The 18274-nt window shown below is 38.1% G+C and carries 10 protein-coding genes and 3 rRNA genes; 2 read left to right on the top strand and 11 right to left on the bottom strand.

What is annotated here, in order from left to right; genetic code table 11:
• Window positions 1-356: 356 nt before the first annotated feature.
• The 5 genes from rrf to CS873_RS01460 all read right to left on the bottom strand — a co-directional run bounded on the left by rrf (window position 357) and on the right by CS873_RS01460 (window position 8267).
• Window positions 357-473: ribosomal RNA gene (rrf, locus tag CS873_RS01480) — 5S ribosomal RNA — on the bottom strand.
• 65 nt (window positions 474-538) lie between these two features.
• Window positions 539-3455: ribosomal RNA gene (locus CS873_RS01475) — 23S ribosomal RNA — on the bottom strand.
• A 164-nt stretch (window positions 3456-3619) separates the two neighbouring features.
• Window positions 3620-5193 (bottom strand): 16S ribosomal RNA (locus tag CS873_RS01470).
• The 16S, 23S and 5S rRNA genes sit together here, the layout of an rRNA operon.
• Window positions 5194-5517: 324 nt before the next feature.
• Window positions 5518-7062: an ABC-F family ATP-binding cassette domain-containing protein gene (locus CS873_RS01465; RefSeq protein ID WP_099974121.1), complete on the bottom strand. Its 1545-nt coding sequence runs from the start codon at window positions 7060-7062 to the stop codon at window positions 5518-5520.
• Between the two features lie 56 nt (window positions 7063-7118).
• Entirely contained in the window at window positions 7119-8267 is a 1149-nt protein-coding gene (locus tag CS873_RS01460) for an LCP family protein (protein ID WP_099974120.1), read from the bottom strand.
• Between the two features lie 151 nt (window positions 8268-8418).
• Between CS873_RS01460 and CS873_RS01455 the strand changes: the two genes are divergently transcribed.
• On the top strand, window positions 8419-9873 hold the full coding sequence (locus tag CS873_RS01455) for an amino acid permease (RefSeq protein ID WP_099974119.1): 1455 nt from the start codon (window positions 8419-8421) through the stop codon (window positions 9871-9873).
• A 32-nt stretch (window positions 9874-9905) separates the two neighbouring features.
• On the opposite strand, the gene CS873_RS01450 is transcribed toward CS873_RS01455, so the two are convergent.
• The 3 genes from CS873_RS01450 to CS873_RS01440 are packed head-to-tail and all read right to left on the bottom strand — an operon-like array spanning window position 9906 to window position 14098.
• A complete protein-coding gene (locus CS873_RS01450; RefSeq protein WP_099974118.1) occupies window positions 9906-10157 on the bottom strand; it encodes a hypothetical protein in 252 nt (83 codons plus the stop codon).
• A 50-nt stretch (window positions 10158-10207) separates the two neighbouring features.
• On the bottom strand, window positions 10208-12841 hold the full coding sequence (locus CS873_RS01445; protein ID WP_099974117.1) for a transglycosylase domain-containing protein: 2634 nt from the start codon (window positions 12839-12841) through the stop codon (window positions 10208-10210).
• A gap of 9 nt (window positions 12842-12850) precedes the next feature.
• Window positions 12851-14098 carry a hypothetical protein gene (locus CS873_RS01440; protein ID WP_099974116.1) on the bottom strand — a complete coding sequence of 416 codons (1248 nt, stop codon included), beginning with the start codon at window positions 14096-14098 and terminating at the stop codon, window positions 12851-12853.
• A 69-nt stretch (window positions 14099-14167) separates the two neighbouring features.
• Here CS873_RS01440 and CS873_RS01435 point away from each other — a divergent pair, with 69 nt between their 5' ends.
• Window positions 14168-15094 (top strand): hypothetical protein, encoded by a 927-nt coding sequence (locus CS873_RS01435; protein WP_099974115.1) that lies wholly within the window; start codon window positions 14168-14170, stop codon window positions 15092-15094.
• 34 nt (window positions 15095-15128) lie between these two features.
• Here CS873_RS01435 and CS873_RS01430 read toward each other — a convergent pair whose 3' ends face one another.
• The 3 genes from CS873_RS01430 to rplI are packed head-to-tail and all read right to left on the bottom strand — an operon-like array spanning window position 15129 to window position 18266.
• The gene (locus CS873_RS01430; RefSeq protein ID WP_099974114.1) at window positions 15129-16412 is read right to left on the bottom strand and encodes an adenylosuccinate synthase; all 1284 of its coding nucleotides are present in this window, start codon (window positions 16410-16412) and stop codon (window positions 15129-15131) included.
• Window positions 16413-16436: 24 nt separating this feature from the next.
• A complete protein-coding gene (dnaB, locus tag CS873_RS01425; RefSeq protein ID WP_099974113.1) occupies window positions 16437-17807 on the bottom strand; it encodes a replicative DNA helicase in 1371 nt (456 codons plus the stop codon).
• A gap of 3 nt (window positions 17808-17810) precedes the next feature.
• Window positions 17811-18266 carry a 50S ribosomal protein L9 gene (rplI, locus tag CS873_RS01420; protein ID WP_099974112.1) on the bottom strand — a complete coding sequence of 152 codons (456 nt, stop codon included), beginning with the start codon at window positions 18264-18266 and terminating at the stop codon, window positions 17811-17813.
• Window positions 18267-18274: the final 8 nt, after the last annotated feature.

Below are 18274 nucleotides of genomic sequence, written 5' to 3'. Positions count from 1 at the left end.
GTATCTCCTTTGAAAACCCCTCAACCCATTGATGTAAAAGGAAATAAGTAATATAATTCCAACAATATTTTCTATTGATACTGTTATATTAATACACTGATATAGATTATGCAACACAATTTAGATCATTTATTTTGAATTTTTTTTACCTTATAATGACGATAATCAAAAGCTTATATATTTCAAAAGCCTATTCCAAGGGGAATAAACACCAATTTTCATTTTATCCAAAATAATGACATATATCTTAAACCAATTTAGACCTAAAAATTGATATTAAAACTGATTTAGACAAAAAAAGATGGATAACGAGTATTTCTCGTTATCCATCTTTTCATCTATAGAATATTCTTATAGCGTGGCGACTTCCTATCCTCGCAGGTAGTTTCCCACCAACTACTTTCGGCGTTAAGAAGCTTAACTTCTGTGTTCGGCATGGGAACAGGTGTATCCTTCTTGCCATCATCACCACACTATTGGTACCTCGTACCTTCAAAACTAGATATTAAGAAATTTTAAAACACTTTAAACCACTTACTCGATTAAGCCCTCGATCTATTAGTACTGCTCAGCTCCATATGTCGCCATACTTCCACCCGCAGCCTATCTACGTCATCATCTTTAACGGATCTTACTTCCTTAACGGAATGGGAAATCTCATCTTGAGGGGGGCTTCGCACTTAGATGCTTTCAGCGCTTATCCCGTCCATACATAGCTACCCAGCAATGCCCTTGGCAGAACAACTGGTACACCAGAGGTATGTCCATCCCGGTCCTCTCGTACTAAGGACAGCTCCTCTCAAATTTCCTACGCCCGCGACGGATAGGGACCGAACTGTCTCACGACGTTCTGAACCCAGCTCGCGTACCGCTTTAATGGGCGAACAGCCCAACCCTTGGGACCGACTACAGCCCCAGGATGCGATGAGCCGACATCGAGGTGCCAAACCTCCCCGTCGATGTGAACTCTTGGGGGAGATAAGCCTGTTATCCCCAGGGTAGCTTTTATCCGTTGAGCGATGGCCCTTCCATGCGGTACCACCGGATCACTAAGTCCGACTTTCGTCCCTGCTCGACTTGTCAGTCTCGCAGTCAAGCTCTCTTATACCTTTACACTCTGCGAATGATTTCCAACCATTCTGAGAGAACCTTTGAGCGCCTCCGTTACTATTTAGGAGGCGACCGCCCCAGTCAAACTGCCCACCAGACACTGTCCCTCGCCGCGATTATCGGCGTAGGTTAGAGTTTTCATATAACAAGGGTAGTATCCCACCAATGCCTCCATCGAAACTAGCGTTCCGACTTCAACGGCTCCTACCTATCCTGTACATGTTACACAAAAACTCAATATCAAGCTACAGTAAAGCTCCATGGGGTCTTTCCGTCCTGTCGCGGGTAACCCGCATCTTCACGGGTATTATAATTTCACCGAGTCTCTCGTTGAGACAGTGCCCAAATCATTACGCCTTTCGTGCGGGTCGGAACTTACCCGACAAGGAATTTCGCTACCTTAGGACCGTTATAGTTACGGCCGCCGTTTACTGGGGCTTCAATTCTTAGCTTCGCCGAAGCTAACCAATCCTCTTAACCTTCCAGCACCGGGCAGGCGTCAGCCCATATACGTCATCTTACGATTTAGCATAGACCTGTGTTTTTGATAAACAGTTGTTTGGGCCTATTCACTGCGGCTGGCTTTTACACCAGCACCCCTTCTCCCGAAGTTACGGGGTCATTTTGCCGAGTTCCTTAACGAGAGTTCACTCGCTGACCTTAGGATTCTCTCCTCGACTACCTGTGTCGGTTTGCGGTACGGGTAGTTTAATTCTAACTAGAAACTTTTCTTGGCAGTGTGAGTTACTGTGCTTCGCTACTTAAATTTCGCTCCCCATCACAACTTGTCCTTATAGTTATAAGCATTTAACTCATATCAAGACTCGCGGCTTGGACACACTTTTCCAGCTGTGTGCACACATCATCCTCCTGCGTCCTTCCATCGTTCAAACAAATTAAACTAGTACAGGAATATCAACCTGTTATCCATCGATTACACCTCTCGGTCTCATCTTAGGCCCCGACTAACCCTGGGAGGACGAGCCTTCCCCAGGAAACCTTAGTCTTTCGGCCGATAGGATTCTCACCTATCTTTCGCTACTCATACCGGCATTCTCACTTCTATGAACTCCACTGCTCCTCACGGTACAGCTTCAATGTTCATACAACGCTCTCCTACCACGCATCTTACGATGCATCCACAGTTTCGGTATTATGCTTAGCCCCGGTACATTTTCGGCGCAGAATCACTCGACTAGTGAGCTGTTACGCACTCTTTGAATGAATGGCTGCTTCTGAGCCAACATCCTAGTTGTCTAGGCATTTCCACATCCTTTTCCACTTAGCATAAATTTTGGGACCTTAACTGGTGATCTGGGCTGTTTCCCTTTCGACGATGGATCTTATCACTCATCGTCTGACTCCCGTGTATAAATCGGTGGCATTCGGAGTTTATCTGAATTCGGTAACCCGAGATGGGCCCCTAGTCCAAACAGTGCTCTACCTCCACGATCCTTACCACGAGGCTAACCCTAAAGCTATTTCGGAGAGAACCAGCTATCTCCAAGTTCGTTTGGAATTTCACCGCTACCCACACCTCATCCCAGCACTTTTCAACGTACATGGGTTCGGTCCTCCAGTGAGTTTTACCTCACCTTCAACCTGGACATGGGTAGGTCACTTGGTTTCGGGTCTACGTCTACATACTCAATTCGCCCTATTCAGACTCGCTTTCGCTACGGCTCCGTATTTTCTACTTAACCTTGCATGCAAACGTAACTCGCCGGTTCATTCTACAAAAGGCACGCCATCACCCGTAAATGGGCTCTGACTACTTGTAGGCACATGGTTTCAGGATCTATTTCACTCCCCTCCCGGGGTTCTTTTCACCTTTCCCTCACGGTACTGGTTCACTATCGGTCACTAGGTAGTATTTAGCCTTGGGAGATGGTCCTCCCAGATTCCGACGGGGTTTCACGTGTCCCGCCGTACTCAGGATACTGACTAGAGTTGCTTGCATTTCGCTTACGAGGCTTTCACTCTCTTTGGCTGATCTTTCCAAATCATTCAGCTATACTTACATTTTTTCTCATGTCGTCAGTCCTACAACCCCAAAGAGCAAGCTCTCTGGTTTGGGCTATTCCCGTTTCGCTCGCCGCTACTCAGGGAATCGATTTTTCTTTCTCTTCCTGCAACTACTTAGATGTTTCAGTTCATTGCGTCTTCCTCTTATATGCTATGTATTCACATATAAGTAATTATCCATTACGATAATTGGGTTCCCCCATTCGGAAATCCCCGGATCAAAGCTTGCTTACAGCTCCCCGAGGCGTATCGTCGTTAGCTACGTCCTTCATCGGCTCCTAGTGCCTAGGCATCCACCATGCGCCCTTTATAACTTAATCTGACAAAATTTAGATTTCTAAATCTGTCGCGCAGTTTTCGGTGTTTCTTTATTTCTTAATATCCAGTTTTCAAGGTACGAGTTCGAGAGTATAGACCTCTCAAAACTAAACAAAGTTTTAACTAATTGTGTAATTCCGATTCGCACTCTCGTGCTTTTCCTTAGAAAGGAGGTGATCCAGCCGCAGGTTCTCCTACGGCTACCTTGTTACGACTTCACCCTAATCATCTGTCCCACCTTAGACGGCTAGCTCCTAAAAGGTTACCCCACCGGCTTTGGGTGTTACAAACTCTCATGGTGTGACGGGCGGTGTGTACAAGGCCCGGGAACGTATTCACCGCGGCATGCTGATCCGCGATTACTAGCGATTCCAGCTTCATGTAGGCGAGTTGCAGCCTACAATCCGAACTGAGATCAGTTTTAAGTGATTTGCTTACCCTCGCGAGTTCGCAGCACGTTGTACTGACCATTGTAGCACGTGTGTAGCCCAGGTCATAAGGGGCATGATGATTTGACGTCGTCCCCACCTTCCTCCGGTTTGTCACCGGCAGTCTCGCTAGAGTGCCCAACTAAATGATGGCAACTAACAATAAGGGTTGCGCTCGTTGCGGGACTTAACCCAACATCTCACGACACGAGCTGACGACAACCATGCACCACCTGTATCCATGTCCCCGAAGGGAACCTCTAATCTCTTAGACTTTCATGGTATGTCAAGACCTGGTAAGGTTCTTCGCGTTGCTTCGAATTAAACCACATGCTCCACCGCTTGTGCGGGCCCCCGTCAATTCCTTTGAGTTTCAACCTTGCGGTCGTACTCCCCAGGCGGAGTGCTTAATGCGTTAGCTGCAGCACTGAAGGGCGGAAACCCTCCAACACTTAGCACTCATCGTTTACGGTGTGGACTACCAGGGTATCTAATCCTGTTTGCTACCCACACTTTCGAGCCTCAGCGTCAGTTACAGACCAGAGAGCCGCCTTCGCCACTGGTGTTCTTCCATATATCTACGCATTCCACCGCTACACATGGAGTTCCACTCTCCTCTTCTGCACTCAAGTTTACCAGTTTCCGATGCAATTCCTCGGTTGAGCCGAGGGCTTTCACATCAGACTTAATAAACCGCCTGCACTCGCTTTACGCCCAATAAATCCGGACAACGCTTGCCACCTACGTATTACCGCGGCTGCTGGCACGTAGTTAGCCGTGGCTTTCTGGTTGAATACCGTCAATACATGAACAGTTACTCTCATGCATGTTCTTCTTCAACAACAGAGTTTTACGATCCGAAAACCTTCTTCACTCACGCGGCGTTGCTCCATCAGACTTTCGTCCATTGTGGAAGATTCCCTACTGCTGCCTCCCGTAGGAGTTTGGGCCGTGTCTCAGTCCCAATGTGGCCGATTACCCTCTCAGGTCGGCTACGTATCATCGCCTTGGTGAGCCGTTACCTCACCAACTAGCTAATACGCCGCGGGTCCATCCTAAAGTGATAGCAAAACCATCTTTTAAATTTCAACCATGCGGAAGAAATTGTTATGCGGTATTAGCACCTGTTTCCAGATGTTATCCCCCTCTTTAGGGTAGGTTACCCACGTGTTACTCACCCGTCCGCCGCTCACTCAAATGTGAAATCTCTCTGGTGCAAGCACCATTGATCATTCACGAGAGTTCGCTCGACTTGCATGTATTAGGCACGCCGCCAGCGTTCGTCCTGAGCCAGGATCAAACTCTCATATTAGAATTTGTGACTCATAAATTAATTACTAGCAAATTGACAATTGCATTGTATTTTTGTTTACCTTTTGTTTGACAAAAGGCCTACACAATTAAAGCGTTAAAACTTTGTTCAGTTTTCAAAGGTCTACTTCTTGTTAATCGCTTTCGCTTCTTAACAAGCGACTAGAATATCTTATCAACTTAGCTAACTCATGTCAACTAGTTTTTTAAAATATTATCTGAGAAATAAGTCCCTCAACTCATTTCCCTATTGTCTCTCTCAAAACAACAAAGAATATCTTAGCAATAAAAGCAGATGGTTTCAAGTGTTTAAACGTAAAAACTTCTATTTATTTTTTAATGATTCGATATCGATGATTTTATCGATCCAATAACTGCTGTAAAAATCTTCTTCGTGTGTTACTAGTATAACAGAACCAGGGTAATTCATCAATCCTGAACGCAGTGCTGCCTTACTCTCGTCATCCAAATGATTAGTAGGCTCATCCATGAATAAAATATTACTCTCGTCAAACATAAGGTCAGCTAATTTTACTTTGGTTTGTTCACCACCAGATAGTGATCTCATTTCTGACATTACTTGCTGATTGGTCAATCCTGTTCTAGTTAATACTTGCCTAACTCTTTTAGAATCTTCTTTGCTATGTTTATCGCTTATTACTTTAAAAGGTGTCTCTAGATTAGAGTTCCACTTCAAGTCTTGTTTAAAGTAACCTATCTCGCTTACATCTGAAAAATCAAAGTTACCTTTTATAGAAGGTATTATTCCTAACAAGGTCTTAATTAGAGTTGACTTACCTATACCGTTGAATCCTTTTATTACTATTTTCTCTCCGCTTACTACTGAAAAGTTAATAGGTGTTTCAAGTAATGGTTGGTCATCGTATCCCACTACTAGATCGTTTACTTCCAAAATCACCCTAGATTGGGCAATTGGTTTATATGGAAACTCAAATGTAGATACACTTTTATTACCTGGTGGAGTTATTATATCTAGTCTTGCTAGTTGCTTCTCTCTACTACGGGCACTTTTAGATCTAGATCCCGCCTTATTCTTTCTTATGTATGCTTCTGTCTTCTTAATTTGTTCTTGTTGTTTAACATATGCCTTCATATGTGTTTCTTTATTGGCAGCTTTTTGCTTTAGTGCTTGCTTCAATGATCCTGTATATTTGGTAATCTTGCCGAATTCGAAATCAGCAACACAGTTGATTATATTTTCCAAGAATCCATAATCATGGGAAATAACAATGAACGCTCCTGAAAAATCATTAAGATAGTCTGTTAGCCAATCTATGTGTGTTGTATCCAAATAGTTAGTTGGCTCGTCTAAAAGAATCATATCTGGCTTCTCTAAAAGAATTTTTGCCAAGATGATCTTAGAACGTTGTCCCCCACTTAGCTCTGAAACATCATGATCATAACCAATTGCGTCGATTCCTAAACCGGTAGCAACTTGTTCAATCATAGTATCAATTTCATAAAACTGGTTAGCATCCAACAATTCTTGGAGTCTACCTGCCTTGATTAAGTCTTCATCATCGGGATCATTCATATATATTTCGTTCAGACGATCACTTGCTTCATACAACTTAGCAAAGGCTGATCTGAGGTACTCACGGATGGTCATCCCTTTAACTAGCTTTGCCTCTTGATCAAGATAACCTATTGTTAGATTCTTCTGCCAGGTTACCTTTCCTTCATCTGGTTGGATTTGCCCTGTCAAAATTTTAATGAAAGTAGATTTACCTACCCCATTTTGGCCCATTATCCCCAAATGGTCTTCTTTATTTACTTGTAATCCAGTATCATCGTAAAGCTTCTTATCCAGAAACTGATGAGTTAGATGACTAACTTCTAAAATGCTCATTAATTGTCTTCTTTCTATAAATGTAAAAGGGCTGAAAAAATTTTCAGCCCTTCTGCCTATTTGGATGTTTGATTTTTTGTAAAGATATCATAAGTCTGATCTAAATCTACGTTGAAATCAAATCCTCGATCTTCATTTAATTTATTAAGTTTTGTTTCTTCATTATTCAATGTTTCTTTTGGTAATCCTAATTGTTTACGCAATTTGTTTGATGCACGTTGTAATTCTTTTGTTGGAGCTACTTCAAATGATTGACCATCAATCATTGATCCGTAACCTTGGATATAGTCTGAATCAATATCCTTAGATGCTCCTCGATAGTTAAGGAACATTGATTGCATATCATTAAATGGCATACTTGTTGTCATTGAATCAGAGATACTATCTAAGACTGATTGATAGTGAGTGAAAGTCTGAGCGCTTGCTGCTGATTTAATAATTGCAGATATAACTTGTCGTTGTCTCTTTTGTCTACCATAGTCTCCATCAGGATCATCATGGCGCATTCTTGAGTAGTCCAGTGCTTGTTGACCGTTTAGATGCATTTTACCCTTCTTGAATACAGATGGTTTCTTACCTGTGTCTCCATAAGAGAAACTAAATGGAACATCTACATCAACTCCACCAACACTGTTAACAATCTTAGTTAATGAATTGAAGTCTACCTTAATATAGTAATCAATTGGAATATTTAATAGTTTTTCAGTTGTAACTACAGAACTCTGTTCTGTACCTATGTTATATGCAGAATTAATTTTTTGAATCTTCTTTGTGTTATTAGTGCTTGTCTTCCATATTTGAGCCATAGTATCTCTTGGTACTGACATCATTGTTGTCTTATTTGTATCGGGATTTACTGTAACTACAATCATAGTATCTGAGTTTCCTTTGTAATCGACCTCAGTATCACGTATTCCGTTATCTGTTGTATCGACACCTAGTAATAGTATAGAAACTGGTTTTTTGTTTTGAATTTTAGATGATGCTTCTCTACCTGCCAGAGGCTTATATGTTTTACTAAATGCTCCTTGAGTCTGGGCATATAGTCTAAATCCGTATGAACCTAATGCGAAGAATACTATTAGTAAAGTTAAACTGAATATTTTAATAAACTGTTTAGATGCTTTCCCTGTCTTTGGGGAAGCAAGCGCACCATTACGTGTAAGGTTACCACGCTTTGTTCTGCGGGAATTTTTATTGTCCATTATTAACTCCAAATGTGAAATCAGATTTAATCGTATAGATGTATTATACAGACTTTTTTCATCTCTTACTATAAAAATCTATCAGCTTTATACTTTTACAATATTTTTGGAGTAATTTTAATGTATACTTTTCAAGTATCGGAGGAAAAATATGTTAGAAGAAAATTACGATGCAAAAACGTTTAGATGGTGGAATATCGCCCTCGTTGCTTTTACAGCTGTTTGGGGACTAAACAATGTTATTAACAACTACGCTAATCAAGGTTTAGGTGTTATAACCTCTTGGATTCTTATCATGGTACTCTATTTTGTACCTTACGCTTTAATGGTTGGTCAACTTGGCTCGACTTTTAAAGACTCTGAAGGTGGCGTTAGTTCATGGGTTAAGGCATTGTCCAATAACCGTCTAGCCTACTTTACTGCGTGGACCTATTGGATTGTTCACATCCCTTATCTTGCTCAAAAACCTCAACTGATCATGATTAGTTTATCTTGGTTATTTAAGGGTAACGGTTCATTTATCAATACTGCTTCTCCTATAATAGTTCAGGGAGCTAGCTTGATTATATTCTTAGTATTCGTTTGGGTATCAACTAAGAGTACTGATTTTCTAAGTAAGTTAGGAAGTTTGGCCGGTATATTGATGTTTACTATGTCTATCTTATTTATTATTTTAGGTGTTAGTGCTCCATTTATTACTAAGGCTACTATTGCTACTCCTAACATGACAGACATTCATACTTACATACCTAAGTTTAATCTACAGTACTTCACAACTGTTTCTATGCTTATATTCGCCGTTGGTGGTGCTGAAAAGATTTCACCATATGTCAATAAAACAAAGAATGCTTCCAAGGAATTCCCACTAGGAATGATCGTCCTTGCTACTATGGTTGCCGTAAGTGCTGTTCTTGGATCATTTGCTATGGGGATGATTGTTGATTCTAATCACATCCCTCAAGATCTTATGGCTAATGGTGCTTACCAAGCATTTCAATACTTAGGTAACTCATTCCATGTTGGTAATCTTTTTGTTTGGTTATACGCTATTACAATGGCACTTGCTTCAGCAACTGCCCTGGCAATTTCAATCGATGCCCCTCTTAGAATGTTGCTGAATGATGCTGATAAACATTTCATTCCAAAAGCCCTATCTAAGAAGAATAAAAATGGTGTTGCTGTTAATGGTTATATTATGACCGCTATCCTAGTATCTATTCTTATCATTGTACCTGCTATTGGTATCAATGGAATGAATGATTTATACAACTGGATGCTTAATCTAAATGCTATTGTTATGCCAATGCGTTACTTATGGGTATTTTTCGCTTATATGTTGCTTACAAGACAATTGGACAAATATCAATCTGAATATATGTTTGTTAAAAACAAATACGTTGGATTCGGATTTGGACTATGGTGCTTCATCTTAACTTCATTTGCCTGTATCTTAGGGATGATTCCTAAGATGAACCAAGCTAACGACCCATCATCATGGTGGTTCCAACTAGCTTTAAACATTGCCACACCTATCATTTTTATTCTATTAGGACTTATCCTTCCTGCAATCGCAAAGCGTACTAACAAAAATGAATTAATTGATTAAATTAAAAAGACTAGCCTATGGCTAGTCTTTTTTTATAGTGCTTTATCTAAATTAGGTACCTTCTTAGCGTTAACTGATTCAGAATGATTTTCAGCTGAACCGTCGTTTAAAATGAAGCTATCTGTTGATTTGCAACGTGGGCAATGCATTTTTATCTCATACTTAGTAGAACCATCACCATTAGTAGCCACTTCATCACGGCTATCTATAACCATTGCCGGATGATCACAGTTGTAACAAGCAAACACAATAACACCCTTAGTTAAAAATTCTTCTGATTTCATACTAAAATCCTCCATTTAATTATCATACGATAAATATAATACCTTCTGGCTTAATTATCAACGTTTATGGTTATATCTGGTGCTGATCCACCATAACTTCTAATTTGATCCATGATATCTTCAAGCTTTTTCTTCTGTGCTTCCTTATCATCGTCATCATTCTTATAAGCGGTTTTAACCTTAGCAAGCTGATCCTGATAATCCTTGTTCAACTGAGCCAGTTTAGTCTTCTTATCGCTATCTTTTTGACTCTTTAATGTATCTATTTGGCCTTGAATTTCAGCTAATTTAGCAGCGTCTTTATCTGAAAGTAGCTGAGCTTGGGTAAAGTTCAACTCTTTTTGTAGTTTGATTAATTCATTACTGAACTTAATCTTTGCCTTTTGATGTTTAACGTTAGCATTCAAATAACCTATTTTTTGTAGCGTCTCTAACTTAGATTTATATTGAGATTTCTTAGTAAATGGGCTCTTCTTATATTTTGAAATAGCCTTTTTTACCTTAGATTCTCGTTTCTTCTCTTCTTTTTTAGTTAGATGGTAAATAATTCGATAGTCTAAATCGTCCAAACGGTTGTTGTTATCTTTACGTTGCTCTTTGTTAAATAAATCAAATTTTGTTGTTATTTTGTCCTGTGTAGACTGTTTCTTTTTACTCTTAACAACTTTTAAATCTTGACCGTCTTTTTTAATATCACTAGGCGTTGTAAAGTCCTTATTCTCTTCTTTAAGGTAATCTACCAGATACTCACCTTCAGCTTTAAAGGTTTGCATTGATAACTCTTGCTCACTAGCTGATATCGTTGAAGGAGTATCATTTCCTGTCCAGTTGGCAATTGTAAACTCTGGTGTGGATCCAACAAAATAAGAATCCTTAGTATCATCAGTAGTACCTGTCTTACCAGCTGTATAGCCGTAATTAGATAACGCAGCTCCTTTACCTAATCCATCAGTAATTACAGACTGCATAATGTTAATAGTCATATAACTTGATTCAGGACTATATACCCGTTTATTAATGTGTCGATTTTGGTAAATATAGCGATTATTAGAGCTATCATAGATGCTATTCAAATTACTTGGATGGATAAACTTACCACCTCTGGCTAATGTACTGTATGCTGATGCCATTTCATTGGTAGTTGTACCGTAAGTAAATCCACCAATAGCAATAATCGGATTATTATCCTGTGGAGATAATCTTGCAAATTCCATTTTTAATAAATCATCGTAGTAACTGTGTTTTGTATCGGAAACAGCCAACTTATATGCAACAGTGTTTACAGAATTTTCTAGAGCTGATCGAAGATCCATCTTACCTTTGAAGCCTTCATACCAGTTTTTAATATTATCAATCTTTGAATCTTCAACTGTACTCTGTGGAAAATATCCTCGTTCAAATGCGGGAGCATAAGCAACTATAGGTTTTGCACTTGATCCCGGTTGACGATAACCACTGATAGCACGGTTAACTTGATCGTCATCAGTTGATCGACCTCCGACAATAGCTATAACATCCCCAGTCTTATTATCTACAACTGTACTTGATAACTGTGGCGTCAATTTCCCATTAGAGTCCTTACCTGTGTACGCTTTATACTGGTCTTGAGCAATCTTAACAACTTGATTTTGTAGATTCATATCAATTGTTGAATTTATTGAATATCCACCACTTAATAATTGACCTCTTGCCTTATCGAATGCCTGTTGATAGCTAGCATTATAATCATTACGCTGTTGGTCACTATCAAATTTGTACTTCATAGTGAAGCCTGACGATTTCATTAACTCTTCCGTTGCATTATAGATAGCGTAATTAATCGCATAGTCTTTAGAAATATCATTGTCGTAGCTCTGCTGATTAATTTTTAGCTTGATAGGTTGTTTTACAGCATCTTTATACTCTTTATTTGAAATCAATTGACTATCAAGCATAGTCTTTAGAACAACATTACGTCTATATTTAGCATTATTAGGATTAATAACAGGATCGTATAAAGTTTGATTATTTGGTAAACCGATAAGTAAAGCTAATTGGTCTATTGAAAGTTTTGACTGATCCTTTGAAAAATAGTATTCAGAAGCACTACTAAATCCATAATTACCATGTCCCATATAGACATTATTAATATAAAATTCTAGGATCTGTTGCTTACTAAATTTCTTCTCAATCTCTTGGGCGATAACCATTTCTTTGATCTTTCGATCTGATGTTTGTGACTGATCCTTTAGAATAATATTTTTAACTAATTGCTGAGTTAATGTTGATCCACCTTGTTGTCTTCTCAGGAAGATTCTGGAAAAAGCAGCTCGCCCAATTCCATAGATATCAACACCATGGTGGGAGTAAAATCTTTTATCTTCAACCTGAACTAATCCATTTTTGATCAAAGGATTCACGTTATCTATTTTTGTGTAAATTGATGATGTTGTTGACAACTTTTTAATAACTTGATGATTCTTATCATAGATTAATGTCTTATTCTTTGGCTCAAAGTTATCTTTTTTGATGTTTTGGCTGTAAGCATAGCCATCCCTAATGGAGTTCTTTATCTCTGTACCATTTTTTATCCAGAAGATTCCTACCGAGACCAAGAAAATTAAGATAATGGCAAATAAGACCCACAGAATGCGTCTTTTCTTGCTACCTTTAACCTTATTTTTCTTTAACTGCTGCTCTCGCATATTACTCCCCTAATTTGCGTAGAATATCATCCCAGTTGATACTTGTGATTTTAATTTACCTAAATCACTTGAACTGACAACTAAACCATTATTTTTGCTAGATCCTGAATAAATGAAACCAATAGAACTTGAGCTACTAAAGTAAATTGAATTAGTTAAATCCGAATCATTTTTTACCCAGAATACTGGTTTAGCAGCGTTAAAATTACTTGTTGAATTACTTGGATAGCTATCACTTGGAATTGATATTACTTGACCAAAACTACCAGAACTGTCTGTTACAATACCTGTGCTTTCATCTGAAATTAACTTTTTAATTCCATACTGCCCACCAGAAACTTGCGATGATTTAACACCGATTGTTCCACTATTCGAGCTATATTTTCCTGATTTGTATGTCAGTACAGCTAGTTTATTAGCGACACTGTCATAATAGAGAACCTTGCTATCTGTAATATTATTGGCACTCAATACTTTGTTAGCACGATTTATCATATCAGCGGTAGATATTATTGTAACAACTGCTGGTTGAAATTTATCATCTCCCAATGAGGAATTTTTCAATCTGTCTAATTCCCTTTGTGCATCAGTAACTCTTGAATTAACTTGCTCATGACCGTCATAGTATGTATTTAATTCGTTGACTATATCAGACCAACTATCTTTGACAGTCTTGTTCTTTATTAGCTGATAATAGGTATTAACCAGTGTTATATTTTCAAAACTCAGAGACGAATTATCATCCGTGTAATCATCGTATGCCTTGGATATATTTTTATCCGCATCTTGAGTTTGTTCGTACCATATTTGAATTTTATCTAGACGATTCTTTTGCTTTTGGTAGATGTCCTGATTCTTTTCTCCAGTCAAATTCTTGTCAATATCATTGATAAGAGCAGCATCTACTCCATTATGGTAGTTGGATTTATCATCGTAGAGACTGCTTATTTTTGCGTCGTTTTCTTTTCTCTCATCAACAATCTTTTTAACTTCTCGATAACTCTTAATGTTGTCTTGGGACAAGATACTGTCACCTGTTGATTTAATAACTCCTCCAACAAAATCAAGTGATCTCTCATTTACTTTGGTTTTGAGAATTTTGAATTCTTTTTGTTGATACTGTGAGTTCAACAGTTGAGTAACACTGGCGTTGGCTACTCCCCTAGATAACATGATGACAAAAACTACAGCTGTTAGTATTACAATACCTTGCGCTACATGCAATAACCATCTTGATACTTTAGTTTCTGGTTTCATTTTTTTCCCTAGATATATGTTTTTTTGATTTCTTAATATATACTAACAATAACAGTAAAGGATAAAAATTTGAAAAATCTAAATAAATCTTACGTAAAATTAATAGTTCCAATAATAGTGGTAGTTATTATTGTTATTTTATTCATATTTAACGCTTTTCAAATTAGAGATAAGACCGCAGATGGAATATCAAGTATATCTGTACCCTTTTCACTTATTGTAAATCCTAAGCATATCGATGAAGGTGTTACCCCTAAGGGTATCAAGATAACTGATACTAACTATGAAAAAACTAAAAAGCATGTGCTAGAGTTAACTGATAATATTGAGGCAAACTATCTTCAAACCAAAAGATTTAGTTTCTTATCAGCAAATCAAGAAAAACAATTGAAGAAAATGATCAATAGTTCCCAATATCAATACATATACAGCATAACTTTAATCAATTTTGGTAAAGATACCACTGGAAATTACCTGACTATCAGTTGTAATCAATACAATGACACAAAAAAAATTGTCGGTTACCGCTATCGCCTTTACTATCAAGGAGATAGTATTAAATCAGCTAAATATATAAAGAAGCTATCTGACACTACTCCTCCAAAATACGTTTATGACGATGTGGCTGTAAGAAATACCGGTATCAAGCAAGCTAATTCATTCATGGACAGTGTTAAAACAGCTATTTTAAATTCCAACCTTACTTCAACGAATGCCCAAAACGCTGGAAACTTTAACCAGATATCAACCAATTTGGGACTTGATCCTGATTATAGTAACAAGGGATTGTATCGTTTTTCTAAAAATGCTAACTCTCGTATAACTAATTATGCTATTATCGACTACGAAATTACTGATGTACCAAGAAAGACTAGGATTTATATCAAGCAAGTGAACAATGGTGTTTCATACTACTACACACTTAGTTATAACCGTAATAACAATCAGTTCGTAAGTTTCCAAAATGGCCTAATATCGTCTACAAATACAAAATAAAAGGGATGTAATCATATGATTACATCCCTTTTATTTATTTCCAAACATCTGATACTGGAATTGTTTGTGAACGATCTGGTCCAACTGAAACTGTTGAATAACTAACACCTAACTGATTTTTAAGAAAGTCTAGGTATTCAAGAGCTTGTTGAGGAAGATCCTCTAAACTTTTAATACTAGTAATATCCTGATCCCAACCTGCAAATGTCTTATAAACAGGTTTGCAATTTGATAGTTCCTTCAAACTTGCAGGATATTCAGTAATTACTTTTCCATTTAGTTCATATCCAGTACATACTTTGATTTCTTCTAATCCAGTTAACACATCCAACACATTTAGGGCAAGATGTGTGACACCAGATACATTACAAGCATGCTTTAAAACAACTGTATCAATCCAACCAACACGACGTGGTCGTTTAGTAACAGTTCCATATTCATGGCCTCGTTCGCGGATAAAGTCACCTATTTCATCATCAAGTTGTGTTGGGAAAGGTCCTTCCCCAACTCTAGATGAGTAAGCTTTTACAACACCGACAACTCGATCGATCATAGGTCCACCAACACCAGCACCTGTACTTACTCCACCAGCTGGATTAGATGAAGTTACATAAGGATACGTACCATGATCGATATCCAACATTACACCTTGTGCGCCTTCAAAAAGTACATTTTCACCATTACTTATTTCTTTGTTTAGGAAAGCAGATGTATCGATTACACGATCTTTTAGTTCTTGACCAATTTTGTAGTAATCCTCAAAAATATCATCAAATTCCATAGGATCTGAATTATACAATTTTGTGAATAATTCATTTTTTTGATCAAGGTTATCCTTTAAAACCTCTGCAAATGTTTCTTTATCAAGAATATCAATCATTCTGATACCGATTCTAGCAGCTTTGTCCATATAAGCTGGTCCAATACCACGATTTGTTGTACCAACCTTAGAATCACCACGTGATTCTTCTTGTAACTTATCTAGCTTGATATGGTAAGGCAAGATAATGTGAGCGCGATTAGATATCTTCAAATTACTTGTATCGACACCTTGTTCATGAAGTCTTTTTAGCTCTTCACTAAGTGATTCTAAATTTAAAACAACACCATTTCCTATCAAACTAACCTTGTCAGAGTACAAGATTCCTGATGGGACACTTCTTAATTTGTAAACTTTGTCATTCATCTTAAGAGTATGTCCAGCGTTGTCGCCACCTTGATAACGAGCAATTATTTTGGCATCTTCACTTAAATAATCAGTAATTTTACCTTTACCTTCGTCACCCCATTGTGTTCCTACTACTACTACTGTTGTCATAATTTCCCCACTTAATCTACTTATTTATTCAGAATAATTAGCAATTGATGAAAACTTATTGTAAGACTTAACAAATAATAACTTCGCCGTTCCACGAGGACCTGAACGGTTTTTACCAATAATTACTTCTACTTCACCTACATCTTGATCCTCTACTTCAGCTGGTTGATCATCATCGTCTCCGCCCTCATCACGATAGTAATCATCACGATATAGAAAAGCGACAATATCAGCATCTTGCTCAATAGATCCAGATTCACGAATATCTGAAAGCATTGGTCGTTTGTCCTGTCTGGCTTCAACACCACGGGATAGCTGTGAAAGAGCAATTATAGGGACGTGTAATTCCTTAGCTAGTTTCTTCAATTGTCTTGAAATAACAGAAACTTCTTGCTGACGATTTTCTTGACCAGTACCTTCAATCAATTGAAGATAATCGACAACTATAAGGTCTACTCCACCCTCTTCTTTGGCTAAACGACGACATTTTGAACGAATCTCGGCCATCTTAATACCAGGAGTATCATCTATAAAAATATTAGTTCTAGAAAGACTACCCATTGCAACAACCAGCGAATTCCATTGATTTTCGTCAAGTTGACCCGTTCTTAAAGCATTAGAATCGATGCTACCCTCAGCACAAAGCATACGAGTAACAAGTTGTTCAGCTCCCATTTCTAGTGAGAACATTGCCACAGTTGCATTAGATTTTGTAGCCGCATTTTGAGCAATATTCAAAACAAAAGCTGTTTTACCAACACCAGGTCGAGCTGCTAAAATAATTAGCTCATCATCGTGAAGACCTGTTGTCATATTGTCCAAATCTTTAAATCCGGTAGAAAGACCTGTAATATCTGAATCTTGTTCATAAAGTTTCTCGATATCCTTAAATGTAGACTTAACGATATCTTCCATCTTTCTAAATCCGTTGCTATTACGATTTTCTGAAACATCCATGATATCTTTTTCAGAAAGATCAATAATTGAATCCAGCTCATCGCCTTCTTCAAATGATCGATTGACAATTTTTGTAGCTGCACTAATTAAATTACGCAGAGTGGCTTTGTCACGTACTATCTTTGCATAGTACTCAACATTGGCTGCCGTTGGAACTGCAGCAGCTAGTTCTGCAAGATAGCTGACTCCTCCAACGTCCTCTAGGTTGTTATTCTTATCAAGTTCACTTTGAACTGTAACAACATCAACCGGCTCACTACGATCATTCAAATCAATCATTGATTGAAATATTAATTGATTTGCGTGCTGATAGAAATCTCCAGGCTCGACAAACTCATTGGCACTTGGAAGAGCATCTGCACTAAGAAAGACTGCACCTAAAACAGATTGTTCTGCATCTCGATCATTAGGTGGAATTCTTGTAGTTAAATTATCCATTTTTTAATTCTTCTCGAAAATATGTACTCGTATTGTGGCTTCTAAGCTCTCAAAAAGCTTAACTGGTACATTTATGTATCCAAGTGTCTTAACACCGTCAGAGAGCTCCATTTTGTGCTTGTCGAGTTTGATGCCATATTGCTTATCTAATTCTTCAGCAATTTTTTTAGTTGTGACTGATCCAAACAATTTTCCATCGGCTCCAGATTTGGCTCCAATTTCAACAACTGTTTTTTCGTCTTCAATTTTTGCTTTTAATTTTTTTGCATTTTCTAGTTCTGCATCGTGATCTTTTTCTTCACGTTTTTGTTCACCTTTTAATTTAGCCATATTTGCAGTTGTTGCTTCAACAGCTTTATTATTCTTAATCAAAAAGTTTTGAGCATATCCAGAAGCGACTTCTTTTATCTCTCCCTTTTTACCCTTACCTTTAACTGTTTCAGTAAAAATGACTTTCATAATTAAAT

Origin of the sequence: Companilactobacillus metriopterae (assembly GCF_002762335.1) — a bacterium.
In the GTDB taxonomy this organism is placed as follows: domain Bacteria; phylum Bacillota; class Bacilli; order Lactobacillales; family Lactobacillaceae; genus Companilactobacillus; species Companilactobacillus metriopterae.
Note: the sequence above shows the minus strand (reverse complement) of the source record. Positions and strands in the feature narration are given on the sequence as shown.